Source organism: Paracraurococcus lichenis, from assembly GCF_030657435.1.
GTDB lineage: Bacteria > Pseudomonadota > Alphaproteobacteria > Acetobacterales > Acetobacteraceae > Paracraurococcus > Paracraurococcus lichenis.
In genome coordinates this window covers 20,100-34,799 of the sequence record NZ_JAUTWS010000032.1, presented here as the reverse complement: position 1 = coordinate 34,799, position 14,700 = coordinate 20,100, and the positions used below count along the sequence as shown (strand labels likewise).

Genomic DNA, 14,700 nt, shown 5'->3' with positions numbered 1-14,700 from the left:
TCCGCGGGGCCGTCGCCGCGTCGGCAGGTCCGGCCCGACCGCGGGCCGCGGCCCGCCGGCCGGGCGTTCTTTCGCGGGAAGGCTTGTCCCGTCAATTGAGAGGCTGCACACCCCGTCCGCAATGACCCTGGCCGCCCTTTCCCAGCACCTGGTCTTCGCCTGCCTGCTGGCCCTGCTCTCCGCCGGCGCCGTGCGGGCGATGATCGCCTTCCCGATCCTCGACCACCCCAATGCCCGCAGCGCGCATGTGCGGCCGACGCCGCGCGGCGGCGGGGTCGGCGCCGTGCTCGCCTTCGTCGTCGGCATGCTGGTGCTCTACCAGGTTGCCGACCAGGCCCGCATCGCGGAGCGGCAATTCATCGGCGTCATCCTCGCCGCCATCGCCATCGCCGGCGTCGCGCTGGTGGACGACATGCGCAGCCTGCCGGCGCGCCTGCGCTTCGGCGCGCAACTCGCGGCCGCGCTGGTCGCGGTGGCGAGCGGCCTGACCATCTCCCGCCTCGCCATCCCCTATGTCGGCCCGGTCGAGCTCGGCCTCGGCGGGGTGCTGCTGACGGTCTTCTGGATCCTGGCCTGCACCAATGCCGTGAACTTCATGGACGGGCTCGACGGCCTGGTCGGCGGCACGCTGCTGGTCGCCTGCGCCGCGCTGACCGCCATCGCGGCGCTGCAGGGCGGCGGCTTCGTCTATGCCGCGGCGTTGTTCCTGACCGCGGGCTTCGCCGGCTTCCTGCCCTTCAACCTGCACCCCGCACGCATCTTCATGGGCGATGTCGGCAGCCAGTTCGCCGGCTTCATGCTGGCGGTGCTGGCGGTGGCGGCCAGCCGGTTCGACGTGAACCAGTTGAGCTTCCTGATCGTGCCGCTGCTGATCTTCGCGCTGCTCTTCGATGCCGGCTTCACGCTGCTGCGGCGTGCCGTCATGGGCGACACGGTCGGCGCGCCGCACCGCACCCACCTGTACCAGATGGCGCAGCGGGCCGGCATGGGCACGCGGCGGGTGGCGGCGACGCATTGGGGCTTCACCGCCTTCCATGCTGCGCTCGCCCTGGTCTTCCTGCGGCTGCCGCCGCTCTGGAAGCCGCTGGTGGTGCTGCCGGCGCTCGCGGTGCAGCTCGGCTGGCTGGCGGTGGTGGCGCTGCGGGTGCGCCGCGCCGGGCTGGGCTGGCGGGGATAGGCGCCCGGGGGCCGGGCACGCACGCGCCGCCAGGGCCTATGGCCCGGGAAACTCCACGGCCAGCAACGGCAGGCCGGGACCGATCCACTGCTCCGCCTGCAGCACCGCGCCGCTGTCGGCCTGCACCCGGAAGCGGTTGGTGAAGCGGCCGGCGCCCTCGGCGCGGCAGGCTTCCTCCACCTGCAGCAGGCCCGCCTCCTCCGCGGGTTGCGCCGAGAGCCGGCATTCGACCGGGATGCCGAAGCGCATGCCCTCCACCGCGCGATCCTCGTCCATCAGGTCCACCAGGCGGCGGGCGATGGCGGGGCGGTCGAGCAGCGCCGCGGGCGCGGCCAGGGGGTCCGGCCCGTCGAAGCGGGTCGCGGCCAGCACCTCCCCGAAGCCCGAGGTCGCCACCACGCGGCCGCCATCCGTCTCCACCACCAGGTTGCCGGCGGTGCGCCAGAGGCGCCGGTCGCCGGCCGCCTGCAGCAGCGCGGCATGGTGCGTCCGTCCGCGCAGGGTCAGCCGCAGGGCGGGACCGGCGGGCTCCGGCTCCTCCTGCTCCGAAAGCAGGTGTTCCGGCAGCAGCCCGGACCACAGCGTATCGCCGCAGCCGGCCAGCAGCAGGAGGGAAAGCACGAGGGCCGCGGCCATATGCATGATCGAAACCTAACGCCATTCCGCACAGTCGGGCGAGCGATTCCAGGAACCCGCTCAACTTCGCATATCGAAGAGATGGTTCATGAACCAGTCATCCCCTGCGGTTCGCCTGGCGGATGCGGCGCGGACAGCGGTACCGAGTCGCGGCGATACATGTGATGCTGCGGCGCAACACAATCGTCCAGGGCGCGTTGTCAACAGTTAGTCTTGCTTGAGATGCGGCATCGGGCCTGGTTAGGCTTCCGCCATGATTTCGCCGCATTTCCTCCTGCGCCGATGCGTCCCGCCGGTCCTTGCCGGCCTCCTCCTCACCCCGCCGGCCCTCGCGGAGCCGGATGCCAGCCCCGCCCAGCGCCTCACCGGCCAGGACAGCCGCTCCGTGCTGCCGGCCGAGCCCGGCAAGCTGCGCTGGGAGACGCCGGCCGGCGGCCTCTGGATCCAGGGCGAGGCGTCCGCCAGCGAGCGCGAACCCGCCCCGGTCGCCGAGCCGAGCTTCGAGCATGGCGCGGTCGCCCTCGGCGCACAGCGGGAGCTGGTGCTGCTGCCGCACCTCTCGCTCGCGGTCGCGCCGCAGCTCCGGGTGGAGGCGGCGGGCGACCCGCATGGGCTGCCGGTCTCCCGCAGCCTGAACGGGACCATGCAGCAGGACCTGATCCTGACCCTGCCGGGAGAGGCGAAGCTGCTCGGCTCGCTCGGCGTCGTGGACCGGATCGGCGGCCTCGCCACCGGCCCCTCCGGGGTGCGGCTGCTGCGGACCCGCGCCTCGCTCGCCCTGCCGGCCCCCTCCGCGGCCCTGCCGCTGAAGACCGAGCTCCAGGTCACCACCACCCGCAGCCTCGGCGCCGAGCGCGGGCCCGACACCCTGCTCTCCTGCGAGCTCGGCCTGGTCGTCGCCTGGGGCGCGCTGGCGCCGCTGCGCTTCGCCGGTTCCTGCCCCGGCCAGGCCGAGCGGCGCGTGACGCTCGGCATCAGCGGGACCTTCTGACCGGGGCCGCGGCGCGCAACCGCCTTTTCCGTCTTGCGCTGCCTCAAGGCCGGCGGCGCCGCGCGGGCGCAGGCTGGCGGCATCGAATCTCGAGGAGCAGGCCATGTCCCAGCTCACCGCCCGCGACCTGATGACCCCCGACGTGGTGACCGTGCCGCCGGAGACCCCGGTCATCGCGGTGGCGCGGCTGCTGTCGGAGCGCGGGATCTCCGCCGTGCCGGTCCTGGACAAGGCGGGCAAGGTGCGCGGAGTCGTCACCGAGGCCGACCTGATCCGCCGCCTGGCGGGGGAGGCGGACGAGCGCCCGGGCTGGCTGCGCTCGCTCTTCTCCGACCCGGGCGAGCAGGCCGACCGCTATGCCCGCACGCATGGCAGCACGGCCGAGGAGATCATGACCGAGAGCGTGGTGGCGGTGACCGAGCAGGACACCGCCACCCACATCGCCCACCTGATGGAGGAGCGCGGCATCCGCCGCGTGCTGGTGCTGGAGGAGGGGCGGCTGAAGGGCATCGTCTCCCGCGCCGACCTGCTGCGGGCGCTGGTCTCGCCGCCGAAGCTGGAGGGCGAGCTCTCCGACGACCGGATCCGCCAGGCGGTGCTGGCGGCGATGCGCAAGGAGCCCTGGGCCGATACCTTCTACACCCTGGTCGAGGTCAGGGAGGGCGTGGTGGAATTCCACGGCTTCATGCGGACCGAGCAGGTCAGGCGCGGGCTGAAGGTGCTGGCCGAGCAGGTGCCGGGCGTGAAGGGCGTGGTGGACCTGACCCAGCCGATGCCGACCTATCTCTACGTCGGGGTCTGAGGCCCGGCCAGGCTGGACCCGGCGCGGCCCGCCCTGCCAATCTGGCGGCATGGAGAGGCCGCTGACCGAGTACCGCTTCCTGCATCGCCTGGCGGAGCTGCCCTTCGTCCAGGCGATCTGGCTGTTCGGCAGCCGCGCGCGCGGGACGGCGCGGGAGCGGAGCGACATCGACCTGGCGATCCTCTGCCCGGAGGCGACGGTGCTGGACTGGGACCGGGTGATGCAGATCGTCGAGGAGGCGGACACGCTGCTCGAGATCGACGCGGTCAGGTTCGACAGGTTGCCCGTCCACACATCGCTTCATGATTCGATCCTGCGGGACCGCCGCATCCTGTTCGAGCGCGTGCCGGCATGAACAACGATCCCGAGGAACGCCGGGCCATCCTGCTGCGGGCCATGGACCGGTTCGAGGAGGTCCTGGCGAAGGATCTGGAGGCCGAACCCGCATTGGTGGATTCGGCGATCCAGCGGTTCGAGTTCTCCATCGAACTCTTCTGGCGGCTGCTGCAGTCGGTGCTGGAACGCGAAGGCGTCCGCGTGGCGAGCCCGCGGGCGGCCTTCCGCGCGGCCTATGCGCAAGGCTGGCTCGACGGCGAGGCGATCTGGCTCGCAATGATCGACGACCGCAATCGCACCTCGCATACCTACGACGAGGGCATCGCGCAGGACGTGCTCTCCCGCCTGCCGTCCCATCTCCAAGCGATGCGGGAGGCCCTCGCCAGGATTCCGCGCGACTGACCCGGCGTCACCCCCGCGCCGGCTCCCTGACACCCGCCAGGATCACCGCCCCCAGGGCGAGGAACCCCACCACCGTCGCCATCCCCGCCCGCTGGCTCTCCGTCGCCGCCGTGACCGCGGCCAGCACCGCCGGGCCGAGGAAGCCGGTGACGCGGCCCGACAGCGCGAAGAGCCCGAAATGCGCCGCGACCTCCCCGGGCGGCGCGAGGCGCGCCATCAGCGTCCGGCTCGCTGCCTGGGCCGGGCCGATGAAGAGGCCGAGCGCCAGGGCCAGTGCCCAGAACATCGCCTTGCCCTCTGCCAGCAGCAGCCCGGTGCCGAGCGCCATCAGCGCGAGCAGCGCCAGCATGACCGTGCGCTGCGAGCCCATGCGATCCTCGATGAGGCCGAAGCCCGCGGCGCCGAGTCCCGCGGTCAGGTTCAGCGCGATGCCGAAGAGCAGGATCTCCTCGAACCCCATGCCGAAGACGCCGGCGGCATAGATGGCGCCGAAGGCGAAGAGGGTGTTGAGCCCGTCGGTGTAGAACAGCCGCGCCAGCAGGAAGCGCGCCATGGCCGGGTTGCGCGGCAGGCCGCGCAGCACCGCCATGACCTCGCCGAGGCCAGCGCGGAGCGCGGTGCCCCAGGCCGGGCGCGCCCCGCCGGACGGGGTCCCGGCGTCGGGCAGCATGACCAGCACCGGCCAGCCGAAGAGCGCGATCCAGCCCGCGGCCAGCAGCGCCGTCGCGCGCACATGCTCGGCCTGCGCGCGGTCGAGGCCGAGCGGCGAGGGGTCAGGCCGCACCAGCACGACCAGCGCGATGACGAGGCAGGCCAGCCCGCCGGCATAGCCGAGGCCCCAGGCGAGGCCCGAGACCCGGCCGATCCGCCCGGGCGGCGCGACCTGCGGCAGCAGCGCGTTGTAGAAGACCATCGACAGCTCGAAGGCGATGGTCGCCAGGCCGACGCAGGCGAGCGCCCAGGGCGCGAAGGCGGGGTCGGGCCGCGCGAACCAGATCCCGGCGGTCGAGACCACCAGCAGCGCGGTGCAGGCCGCGAGCATGCCCCGCCTGCGCCCGCCGGCATCGGCAATGGCGCCGAGCAGCGGCGAGAGCAGCGCGATGCCGATCCCGGCCGCCGTCTGCATCCAGCCCCATTGCGCCTGGCCCGTGACCGGATCGGGTGCGATGCCGCGGGTAAAATAGGCGGCTATGACGAAGGTGGAGACGATGGTCGGGAAGGCGCTGTTCGCCCAGTCATAGAGGGCCCAGGCCCAGGCGCGGCGGGTCATGCAGGGGGCGCGGCGATCGGCATCCACCGATCAGGGCGGCGGCGTCCCGCCGGGTCAAGCCCGGGCGGGATCGCCGCGGCCCGGCCGGGCAGCATCGCCGAGGCTCAGGCGAGCCCCCGCAGCGCCCGCGCCGCGACGCCGATGGCCGCGAGGTCGCCGGCCTGCGCCGCCTCCTGCGCGAGCGCCGCCACCTCGGCCGCATCCGGCACCGCCCCGCGCAACTGCGCCACGGCGAGGCCGCCCTGCGCCTGGCCGAGATCCTCCAGCAGCGCCGCCCTGGCGCGCGGCCCGAAGGCGCCGGGCGCGGGCGCAGCCGCCGCGGCCTGCCGCAGCGCCTCGATCCGGAAGCGGGCGCCGACCTCCGCCCAGGCAGCGGCCGCGGCCTCGGGCGCGGCGCCCGTCTCGGCCGCAAGCCGCAGGATGATCGGCGCGGCGGCGAGGCGCGGGGCCGCGGCGGCCAGCGCCACCGCCCGCTCCGGCAGCCCGGCCGCCTGCCAGGCCTCGGCCGCCGCTGCCTCGGGCGCGGTCGCGGCCAGGGCGGCGAGGCCCGGGCGCAGCGTCCCGATGGCGGGGCCGATGGGGCCGCTGCCGCCGAGCAGGGCCTGCGCCGCCTCCTGCTGCAGCCGCCGCAGCGCCAGCAGCACCTCGAGCTTCGGCCCGGCCGGCGCCGCGGCGGCATCGGCGGCATCGGCCGCCGCGGGGATGCCGAACCCCTCCCCCGCCAGCCAGGCGGCGCGGGCGGCGGCGACCGGCCCGGCCTCGGCGGCCAGCCGCGCAAGGCCTGCGCAGCCGAGCCGGTTCGCCACCTCGTTGGCGATGGCGGTCGCGACCAACTCCCGCCGCAGCCGGTGGCGGGCGATCAGCTCCGGGAAGCGCTCCTGCAGCGGCCGCGGGAAATAGGCGGCCAGGACCGGGCCGAAGGCCGCATCGTCCGGCAGGTCGCTCTCCTCCACCGCCTCGGTCAGCCAGAGCTTGGCGAGTGGCAGCAGGGCGCAGATGGCCGGGCGGGTCAGCGCCTCGCCGGCCGCGATCCTCGCCCGCAGGGTCGCGGCATCCGGCAGGCCGGCGACGCTGCGGTCCAGCACGCCGGCCGCCTCCAGCCGCTGCATCAACAGGGCCTGGGCGGGCAGCGCCTCGGCCCCGGCGCGCTCCTCCAACGTGACGGCGAGGTGCTGCTGCGCATTGTCCCGCAGGACGAGCTGCGCGACCTCGTCGGTCATCTCCCGCAGCAGCGCGTCGCGCTGCACCCGCGTCAGCCGCCCCGCGGCTTCGGCATCGGCGAGCAGGATCTTGATGTTGACCTCGTGGTCGCTGGTGGAGACGCCGGCGGAGTTGTCCAGCGCGTCGGTGTTGATCCGCCCGCCGCCGCGCGCGTATTCGACCCGCCCGGCCTGGGTCACCGCGAGGTTCGCGCCCTCCCCCACCACCTTCGCGCGGAGGTCGGCGCCGTTGACGCGGATGGCGTCGTTGGCGCGGTCGCCGGCCTCGGCCTGGCTTTCCGTGCCGGCCTTCACATAGGTGCCGATGCCGCCGAAATAGAGCAGGTCCACCTTCGCCGTCAGGATGGCCTGCATCACCTGCGCCGGCTCGGCGCGCTCGGCCTCGATGCCCAGCAGCGCGCGCACCTGCGGCGAGAGCGGGATGGTCTTCAGCGTGCGCGGGAAGACGCCGCCGCCCGCCGAGATTTTCTCCGGGTTGTAGTCCGCCCAGGAACTGCGCGGCAGGGCGAAGAGCCGCTCGCGTTCCGCGTAGCTCGCCTCCGGGTCCGGATCGGGGTCGAGGAAGATGTGCCGGTGGTCGAAGGCGGCGACCAGCTTCGTCTTCCGGCTGATCAGCAGCCCGTTGCCGAAGACGTCGCCCGACATGTCGCCGACGCCGGCGCAGGTGAACTCCTGCGCAAATATGTCGTGGCCCATCTCGGAAAAATGCCGCGCGACCATGACCCAGGCGCCGCGGGCGGTGATGCCCATGGCCTTGTGGTCGTAGCCCGCGCTGCCGCCGGAGGCGAAGGCATCGCCCAGCCAGAAGCCGTATTCGGCCGAGAGGCCATTGGCGATGTCGGAGAAGGTGGCGGTGCCCTTGTCGGCCGCGACCACCAGGTAGGGATCGTCGCCGTCGCGCCGCGCCACGCCCAGGGGCGGCACCACGCGGCCCTCCACCAGGTTGTCGGTGATGTCGAGCATGCCGCGGACCAGCGTCCGGTAGCATTCGATGCCCTCGGCCATGAAGGCCTCGCGGTCGGTCGCGGGCGGCGGATGCTTCAGGATGAACCCGCCCTTGGCGCCGGTCGGCACGATGACGACGTTCTTGACCCGCTGCGCCTTCATCAGGCCGAGGATCTCGGTGCGGTAGTCCTCCCGCCGGTCGGACCAGCGGATGCCGCCGCGCGCCACCGGCCCGGCGCGCAGATGCGTGCCCTCCATCCGCGGCGAATGCACGAAGATTTCGCGCCAGGGCCGCGGCGCCGGCATCTCGCCCGCCGCGGCGCTGTCGATCTTCAGCGACAGCCAGGGCTTCCCCAGGTGGTAGTTGGTGCGCAGCACGGCATCGAGCAGCCGGCGCAGCCGCGACAGGATGCGGTCCTCGTCCGGGTTGGCGACGCCGTCCAGCAGCGCGACCCATTCCGCGTCCAACGCCGCCTCGTCGCGCGTCCCGTCCGGGTCGAAGCGCGCGTGGAAGAGGTCGAGCAGCAGCCGCGCCGCCCGCGGCTGCGCCGCCAGCGCCGCCTCCACGGCCTGCTGGGAGAAGGCGAAGTTCACCTGCTTCAGCCAGCGGTACATCGCCCGCAGCAGCCAGCACTCCCGCCAGTCGAGCCCGGCGCGCAGCACCAGCCGGTTGAAGCCGTCCGCCTCCGCCCGGCCCTCGAGCAGGGCGGAGAGCGCGTCGAGCAGCGCCCGGAAGCGCGTCGGCTGCGCCTCGGCGGCGGGGCTCAGGGTGAAGACATGCAGCACCACCTGCCCGCCCTCGGTCGGGCAGAGGCGGTGCGGCACCTCCTCGATGGCGCGGAGGTCGAGGCTCTCGAAGAGCGGCAGGGCATCGGCGAGCGGCAGCGGGCCGCCGGGATTGGCCAGCCGCAGCACCAGCCCCGCAGCGCCCGGCGGGCGGTCCAGGCTGGCGGCGGGCCGGCCCTCCGCCAGCGCCCGCTCGGCGAGCGCGAGATCGGCGACGCCCTGCGCGCCGGTCGCGCCCTCCCGGTAGGCGGCGGGGAAGGCGTCCCGCCAGCGGGCGAGCGCCGCCGCCGCGCCGGCCTCGCCGCGGCCGGCCGTCAGCGCCTCCGCGAGGCGGTCGGGGAAGCTGCGGGCGGCCTGCGCCACCGCCGCCTCCAGCACCGCGGCGTCCACCTTCGGCACGCGCCCCGGCGTGGTGCCGATGATGTAGTGCACCCGCGCCAGCGGCGCGTCGCCCATGGCGATGTAGTAGGCCGAGAGGTGGCCGTCATAGGCGCGGGCCAGCATGGCACCGACCCGCTCCCGCAGCCGCGTGTCGAAGGTGTCGCGCGGCAGCCAGGCGATGGCGGAGACGAAGCGCCCGAAGGGATCCTCGCGCAGCACCAGCGCCGCGCGCGGCCGCACCTGCAGGTCGAGCGCGCGGCGCGCGCCCGCGAGGATCGCGGCCTCGGGCGCCTGGAACAGCTCGTCGCGCGGCCAGGTGTCGAGGATGTTGCGCAGCGCCCTGCCGTCATGCGCCTCCGGGTCGTGGCCGGCGGAGGCCAGGATCCGCCCCACCTTCTCCGCCAGCATCGGGATGCTGCGCGGGTTGCGGTTGTAGGCGGCGGCGGCGAAGAGGCCGAGGAAGAGCCGCCCGCCCGCGACCCGCCCGTCCGGGCCGTAGATCCGCGTCGCCACCACGTCCGCGTGCTGCGGCCGGTGCACCGTGCTGCGCATGTTCGCCTTGGCGACGGTGACCGGGGTCGGCTCGGCCAGGGCCGCGCGCACGGCGGGCGGCAGGTGCGCCGGGTCGCGCAGCACGTCGAAGACCGGCAGGTCCGCGTCGCGCAGCAGGCCGAGATTCTCCGCCGCCACGATGGAGACCTCGCCCTCCGGCGAGACGGAGAGGCGGCGGTGCCCCAGCAGGACGTAGTTGTCCTCGAGCAGCCAGCGGAGGAAGGCGGCGGCGCCCGGCTCCGTCCCGGCCGGCGCGGCGGCGACCTCGTGCCCGGCCGCCCGCAGCGTCTCCGCCATGGCGGGGAAGTCGGCCACGGCCTGGCGGACATCGCGCATGGCACGGGCCAGCGCCGCCTCCAGCGCCGGCCAGTCATCCGGCGCGGTGCGGGCCTGGCCGGGCAGCATGGCGGCCGGCTGGGCGCCGAGGGTGATGCGCATCATGCTCTCGGCGGTCCCGCCATCCGGCGGGTCGAGCGCGACCAGCCGGCCGGCCGCGTCGCGCCGCACCGGCACCACGGGGTGGAGGAGCTGCCGCACCACCCGCCCCTGCCGCGCCAGCGCGCCGAGGGCGCTGTCCACCAGGAAGGGCATGTCGTCGGTGACGATCTCGGCGACCGCATGCGGGCCGCCCGCCTCCCCGGGGCCCGGGCCGGGGGGCAGGATGCGGATGCGCGGCGCGCCCCCCGGCCTCTCCTGCGCCAGGGCGTAGAGGCTGGCCGCGGCCGCCGCCACCGATTCGGCCGGCATGCCCGCCAGTTCCGGCGTCGGCACCCCCTCATGCAGCAGGCGCAGCAGCCGGGCCGCCGCCGGCGGCAGGTCCGGGGCAAGCCGCGCCAGGGCCTCCTCCGCGGTGCGGAGCAGTTCCTGGCGCGCGGTGTCTCCCACCGGGGCGAGATCGGTCATGGCGGCGTTTCTCCCTGGCGGGAGCATAGGTCGGGCGACGCCGGCCGGGGCACAAGCCTTCGGCAGGGCCGCCGCCACGCAGCCCCGGCCTGCCCGCAATCCATCGATTTCCGACAGTGAATGCAGAGGCGCCGGCACCTTCGGCTTCCTAAAAATGTTGCGCAACAAGGCAGCGGAGGAAAGGCCGTCATGAAACTTGCCAGAATCGCCGCGCTGGGCCTGCTGGGCCTGGCTTTCAGCGCCGGCGCCCAGGCCGCCAACGTGCTCGAGACGATGCGGGCCGACCCCAATCTCAGCACCTTCGTCGGCATGATCGACAAGTCCGGCATCGCCAGCCAGTTGACCGGGTCCGAGAAGGTGACGGTGCTCGCGCCCACGAACGGCGCCTTCGACATGGTCGGGCCGTCGGACCTGCGGGGAATCGAGTCGAATCCGCAGCGGCTGCGGAGCTTCGTGCTCGGCCACATGCTGTCGGGCCAGCGGACCGCCATCTTCGGCACCGAGCATACGACGGCGAGCGCCAAGACCCTGTCGGGCGCGACCATCGAGGTCGAGGGGACCGGCATAGGCAGCGGTACGATCAACAACCATGCCAAGGTGGTCCAGGGCGATATCCGGGCCGACAACGGCGTGATCCACAAGATCGACCACCCGCTCGGCGTGCGGTGAGGCAAGGCGCCGGGGCGGCGCCGGTCGGCATGGACCATCGGCGGTGCCCCGCCCCGGCGCCCCGCCTGCACCTGCCGACGCATGCGCAAGGGGCATGACCCGCAGGGGGCGGATCGGTTAGGTTTCGCCCCCATGAGCATGACCCTCGCCGAGCTGCTCGCGCCGATGACGCCGGAGCGGTTCTTCGCCGAATTCCACGACCGCAGGCCGCTGCACATCCGCGGCGGCGCGGCGAAATTCGCCCATGTGCTGTCCTGGCGGCAGATCAACCGGCTGCTGGACATGACGCATATCTGGTCCAGCCAGTCGCTCAAGCTGGTGCTGGACGGCAAGCCGGTGGCGCCCGACGACTACTGCGCCCGCGCCACCAGCCGCGACAACGACCAGGTGATGCAGCCCGTCGCGGCGCGGGTGCGGGACTGGGTGGGGCGCGGCGCCAGCGTGGTGCTGAACGACGTCGACAGCCTCACCCCCGGCCTCGCCGCCGTCTCCCAGGCGCTGGAGGGTGCCGGGCTCGGCAAGGCGCAGGCCAATGTCTACATCTCCTGGCAGAGCCACAAGGCCTTCCCGGCGCATTACGACACCCATGATGTCTGGGCGGTGCAGGTGGAGGGCGAGAAGACCTGGAATGTCTGGGAAGGCCGGGCCGACTACCCCATCCCCCATCCCGCCTTCCGCACCGAGGCACAGGCGCATCACGAGCAGGCCAAGGGGCGGCTGCAGGAGAAGGTGCTGCTCAAGGCCGGCGACATCCTCTACCTGCCGCGCGGCTGGTACCACGACGCGCTGGCCGAGGCGCCGGCCAGCGTGCATGTCGCCTTCGGCCTGCATGCGCCGCTCGGGATGGACCTGCTGAACATCCTGCACGAGCGGGCGCTCTACGATGCCGAGTTCCGCAAGCCCCTGCCGCGGCAGGACGGCACGGCGGCGGCGAAATTCGCCCTCACCACGCGCGCACAGCAGCTTGCCCAGCGGATGGCGGAGCTGGCGCGCGACCCGAAGGTCATGGCCGCGCTCGAGCAATTCGTCGCCGGCTACCGCTTCGCGCGCGGCGGCAACGACCTGCTCGCCGCCCGCGGGCTGGCCGCGCCCGAGGCGCCGTCCGCCATGGCCGAAGAGGGGCCGGCCTTCAAGGTCCTCGTCCCCGGCACGAAGCCGGTGCGGCGCGGCGCCGGCTGGGTGCTGCGGACCGACCAGGGCAGCCTGCCGCTGGCGAATGCCGAGGTGGAGGCGGCCGGCTGGGTCCTCGCCCGCCCCGACGTGGCCGAGCCGGAGTTGCGCGCCGCCCATCCGGAAGTGGATGCCGCCGCCCTGCTGGCGCGGCTGCGCGAGGCCGGCCTGCTGGCCGCCGCCTGATGCTGCTGCCCGCGCTCCTCCTCCTCGCCGCGCTGCTGCCGGGCGCGGCGCTGGCCCAGCCGCGCTCCTTCACCTGCGTCGGTGCCGAGCAATTGGAGGAGGATGTCTTCGCCATCCCCTTCCCCCGCGGTGCCGCCGCGCCGGGCGAGACCGCCCGCGCCAACCTGGCCGCGGCGGCCGAACGGGCGAAGAAGGAGCCGGAACGCAATCTTTGCGTCCTCGGCCATGCCGGGGCGCAGGAGGGCGGGGCGCAGACCGGGCTGCAACTCGCGGCGAAGCGCGCCGGGGAGGTCGCGGCGGCGCTGGCGAAGCTCGGCCTGGACCGCGACCGGATCCGGGCGGAGGCACGCCGCGCCGCCTTCGCCAAGGGGGCGGTGCCGGAGGCGCGGAGCGTGACGGTGGTGCTGCTGCCCTGGATGCCGGCCGCGCCGCGGCCGCCGGAGCCGAAGCCCGGGACGCCGGCGCAGGCCCCGGCGGCGCCGCGGCCGGCAGCGCCGCCCGACCAGCCGGCGCCGGGCCGCGCCACCCCGGCCGTGCCGCCGCCCGCGGAGGCCGCGCCGCTCCGCCCGCAGGTCCTGCCGCCCCTCGTGCCGGAGCCGCCGTCGCCGCCGGCCGAGCCGGCCTCCCGCCCCGCGCCGGCCCCCGAGAGCGCGCCGCCCGGCGGCGTCCCGGAAACCGCCCCCGCGCGGCCCTGACGGCGCGGCTTGCCGGGCCGCCACGCGCCCGCCATGACGCGCCGCGCAACGGACCGTCGCCGGAGGACGCCCGACCCATGAGCCTCGCCCGCCGCAGCCTGCTGGCTGCCCCCCTCCTGCTGCCGGCCGCCGGCGCCCGCGCGGAGGCGCCCTGGCCGGAGCGGCCGCTGCGCCTGATCGTCCCCTTCCCGCCCGGCTCGACCCCGGACACCACCGGCCGCGCCGTCGCCGCGCATCTCTCCCGCACCCTCGGCCAGCCCTGCCTAGTGGAGAACCGCGCCGGCGCCGGCGGCAATATCGGCACCGACGCGGTCGCCAAGGCGACCGACGGGCACACCATCGGGCTGACCATCAACGGGCCGCTCAGCACGGCGAAGGCGCTCTACCCGGACCTGCCCTACGACCCGCAGCGGGACCTCGCCATGGTCTCCCTGCTGGTGCGGGCGGCGCAGATGCTGGTGGTGCACCCGGATGTGCCGGCGCAGGACCTCGCCGGCTTCGTCGCGCATGTCCGGGCGAATCCGGGCAAGCTCGCCTTCGGCTCGGTCGGCTCGGGCTCGGGCGGGCACCTCGCCATGGCGGACCTGATGGCCCGCGCCGGGCTCGAGATGCTGCACGTCCCCTATCGCGGCTTCCCGCCGGCGACCCTCGACCTGGTGGCGGGACGGATCCAGGCCATGGTCATCGTCTCGGCCGGCATTCTGCCGCAGATCCGGGAGGGCCGGGTGCGGGCCCTGGCGGTGACGGCCGAGCGGCGCATCCCGCAGGCGCCCGAGGTCCCGACCCTGGCCGAGGCCGGCTTTCCCGATGCCGCCAGCTATGCCTGGAATGCCCTGATCGCGCCGGCCGCCATGCCGGCCGCCCGCGTGGCGCGGCTGGCGGAGGAGGCCGGCCGGGCGCTGGCGGAGCCGCAGGCCCGCGCCGCGCTCGAGGCCGGCGGCTTCGAGGTGGTGGCGAGCGGGCCGGCGGAGGCGACGCGCTTCGTCGCCGCCGAGACCGCGCGCTGGAGCGGGCTGATCGCGCGGCTCGGCATCACGGCGGAGGCCTGAATCCGCCGGGCCGGCGGCCCCGGATTTGGATGCGCCCCCGGTTGTCTTCGCCGCCCCGCCGGGCCATCTGCCGATTTGCGCTGCCAGGGGTGGCGCACTAGTGTCCGCCGGCATGCCGGGACCAGGCGCGGGGCGACCGCCGCCGGACACCGCGGCAGCAGGTGGTCGTCACGCGATGCCGGCCGGGCGGCGCGGGCGCGACAACAGAGACAGGGTTATCGGGGCGTCACATGGGTTCCTTCAGCATCTGGCACTGGCTCATCGTGCTGCTGGTCGTCCTGCTGCTCTTCGGCAGCGGCAAGATCAGCAACCTCATGGGCGACCTCGCCACCGGCATCAAGTCGTTCAAGAAGAACATGAAGGACGACGAGCCCGACGCCTCGCTGGCCGAGAGCGCGCCGCCCGCGGCCACCCCGCCCACCGGCACGCTCAGCGGCCCGGCGGCGACGCACAGCCAGGCCGGCACCACGACGACGAGCCGCCCGGCCGCCTGACGGCCGCCGAGGACCAGCGTTTCGACCGGCCCGCGG

Annotated in this window: 13 protein-coding genes; 10 read left to right on the top strand and 3 right to left on the bottom strand. The window is 74.6% G+C overall.

Annotated elements, in window-relative coordinates:
• Positions 1-121 precede the first annotated feature (121 nt).
• On the top strand, positions 122-1,177 hold the full coding sequence (locus Q7A36_RS25165) for a glycosyltransferase family 4 protein (RefSeq protein ID WP_305106518.1): 1,056 nt from the start codon (positions 122-124) through the stop codon (positions 1,175-1,177).
• Between the two features lie 36 nt (positions 1,178-1,213).
• Here the strand turns inward: Q7A36_RS25165 and Q7A36_RS25160 are convergent, their stop codons facing one another.
• On the bottom strand, positions 1,214-1,819 hold the full coding sequence (locus tag Q7A36_RS25160; protein ID WP_305106517.1) for a YjbF family lipoprotein: 606 nt from the start codon (positions 1,817-1,819) through the stop codon (positions 1,214-1,216).
• Between the two features lie 247 nt (positions 1,820-2,066).
• Here Q7A36_RS25160 and Q7A36_RS25155 point away from each other — a divergent pair, with 247 nt between their 5' ends.
• The 4 genes from Q7A36_RS25155 to Q7A36_RS25140 all read left to right on the top strand — a co-directional run bounded on the left by Q7A36_RS25155 (position 2,067) and on the right by Q7A36_RS25140 (position 4,344).
• On the top strand, positions 2,067-2,804 hold the full coding sequence (locus tag Q7A36_RS25155) for a hypothetical protein (protein WP_305106516.1): 738 nt from the start codon (positions 2,067-2,069) through the stop codon (positions 2,802-2,804).
• 103 nt (positions 2,805-2,907) lie between these two features.
• Positions 2,908-3,606 (top strand): CBS domain-containing protein, encoded by a 699-nt coding sequence (locus tag Q7A36_RS25150; protein WP_305106515.1) that lies wholly within the window; start codon positions 2,908-2,910, stop codon positions 3,604-3,606.
• 49 nt (positions 3,607-3,655) lie between these two features.
• The gene (locus tag Q7A36_RS25145) at positions 3,656-3,961 is read left to right on the top strand and encodes a nucleotidyltransferase domain-containing protein (protein WP_305106514.1); all 306 of its coding nucleotides are present in this window, start codon (positions 3,656-3,658) and stop codon (positions 3,959-3,961) included.
• Positions 3,958-4,344: an HI0074 family nucleotidyltransferase substrate-binding subunit gene (locus tag Q7A36_RS25140; protein WP_305106513.1), complete on the top strand. Its 387-nt coding sequence runs from the start codon at positions 3,958-3,960 to the stop codon at positions 4,342-4,344. The genes Q7A36_RS25145 and Q7A36_RS25140 overlap by 4 nt, the downstream gene beginning before the upstream one ends.
• 7 nt (positions 4,345-4,351) lie before the next feature.
• Here the strand turns inward: Q7A36_RS25140 and Q7A36_RS25135 are convergent, their stop codons facing one another.
• Both Q7A36_RS25135 and Q7A36_RS25130 read right to left on the bottom strand, forming a co-directional pair.
• Positions 4,352-5,614 carry an MFS transporter gene (locus Q7A36_RS25135; RefSeq protein WP_305106512.1) on the bottom strand — a complete coding sequence of 421 codons (1,263 nt, stop codon included), beginning with the start codon at positions 5,612-5,614 and terminating at the stop codon, positions 4,352-4,354.
• Between the two features lie 104 nt (positions 5,615-5,718).
• A complete protein-coding gene (locus tag Q7A36_RS25130; protein WP_305106511.1) occupies positions 5,719-10,401 on the bottom strand; it encodes an NAD-glutamate dehydrogenase in 4,683 nt (1,560 codons plus the stop codon).
• A 189-nt stretch (positions 10,402-10,590) separates the two neighbouring features.
• Here Q7A36_RS25130 and Q7A36_RS25125 point away from each other — a divergent pair, with 189 nt between their 5' ends.
• The 5 genes from Q7A36_RS25125 (at position 10,591) to Q7A36_RS25105 (ending at position 14,664) form a co-directional block, all read left to right on the top strand.
• On the top strand, positions 10,591-11,070 hold the full coding sequence (locus Q7A36_RS25125) for a fasciclin domain-containing protein (protein WP_305106510.1): 480 nt from the start codon (positions 10,591-10,593) through the stop codon (positions 11,068-11,070).
• A gap of 132 nt (positions 11,071-11,202) precedes the next feature.
• Positions 11,203-12,426: a cupin domain-containing protein gene (locus tag Q7A36_RS25120; protein WP_305106509.1), complete on the top strand. Its 1,224-nt coding sequence runs from the start codon at positions 11,203-11,205 to the stop codon at positions 12,424-12,426.
• Positions 12,426-13,121 carry an OmpA family protein gene (locus Q7A36_RS25115; protein ID WP_305106508.1) on the top strand — a complete coding sequence of 232 codons (696 nt, stop codon included), beginning with the start codon at positions 12,426-12,428 and terminating at the stop codon, positions 13,119-13,121. The genes Q7A36_RS25120 and Q7A36_RS25115 overlap by 1 nt, the downstream gene beginning before the upstream one ends.
• A 77-nt stretch (positions 13,122-13,198) precedes the next feature.
• Complete coding sequence (locus Q7A36_RS25110; protein WP_305106507.1) at positions 13,199-14,170, top strand: Bug family tripartite tricarboxylate transporter substrate binding protein; 972 nt, start codon at positions 13,199-13,201, stop codon at positions 14,168-14,170.
• Positions 14,171-14,400: 230 nt separating this feature from the next.
• Positions 14,401-14,664 carry a twin-arginine translocase TatA/TatE family subunit gene (locus Q7A36_RS25105; RefSeq protein WP_305106506.1) on the top strand — a complete coding sequence of 88 codons (264 nt, stop codon included), beginning with the start codon at positions 14,401-14,403 and terminating at the stop codon, positions 14,662-14,664.
• Positions 14,665-14,700 lie beyond the last annotated feature (36 nt).

Bases quoted from the DNA above. Each gene is read 5' to 3' on its own strand.
- Q7A36_RS25165 (WP_305106518.1), top strand. From the start codon at position 122: ATGACCCTGGCCGCCCTTTCCCAGCACCTGGTCTTCGCCTGCCTGCTG.
- Q7A36_RS25160 (WP_305106517.1), bottom strand. From the start codon at position 1,819: ATGCATATGGCCGCGGCCCTCGTGCTTTCCCTCCTGCTGCTGGCCGGC.
- Q7A36_RS25155 (WP_305106516.1), top strand. From the start codon at position 2,067: ATGATTTCGCCGCATTTCCTCCTGCGCCGATGCGTCCCGCCGGTCCTT.
- Q7A36_RS25150 (WP_305106515.1), top strand. From the start codon at position 2,908: ATGTCCCAGCTCACCGCCCGCGACCTGATGACCCCCGACGTGGTGACC.
- Q7A36_RS25145 (WP_305106514.1), top strand. From the start codon at position 3,656: ATGGAGAGGCCGCTGACCGAGTACCGCTTCCTGCATCGCCTGGCGGAG.
- Q7A36_RS25140 (WP_305106513.1), top strand. From the start codon at position 3,958: ATGAACAACGATCCCGAGGAACGCCGGGCCATCCTGCTGCGGGCCATG.
- Q7A36_RS25135 (WP_305106512.1), bottom strand. From the start codon at position 5,614: ATGACCCGCCGCGCCTGGGCCTGGGCCCTCTATGACTGGGCGAACAGC.
- Q7A36_RS25130 (WP_305106511.1), bottom strand. From the start codon at position 10,401: ATGACCGATCTCGCCCCGGTGGGAGACACCGCGCGCCAGGAACTGCTC.
- Q7A36_RS25125 (WP_305106510.1), top strand. From the start codon at position 10,591: ATGAAACTTGCCAGAATCGCCGCGCTGGGCCTGCTGGGCCTGGCTTTC.
- Q7A36_RS25120 (WP_305106509.1), top strand. From the start codon at position 11,203: ATGAGCATGACCCTCGCCGAGCTGCTCGCGCCGATGACGCCGGAGCGG.
- Q7A36_RS25115 (WP_305106508.1), top strand. From the start codon at position 12,426: ATGCTGCTGCCCGCGCTCCTCCTCCTCGCCGCGCTGCTGCCGGGCGCG.
- Q7A36_RS25110 (WP_305106507.1), top strand. From the start codon at position 13,199: ATGAGCCTCGCCCGCCGCAGCCTGCTGGCTGCCCCCCTCCTGCTGCCG.
- Q7A36_RS25105 (WP_305106506.1), top strand. From the start codon at position 14,401: ATGGGTTCCTTCAGCATCTGGCACTGGCTCATCGTGCTGCTGGTCGTC.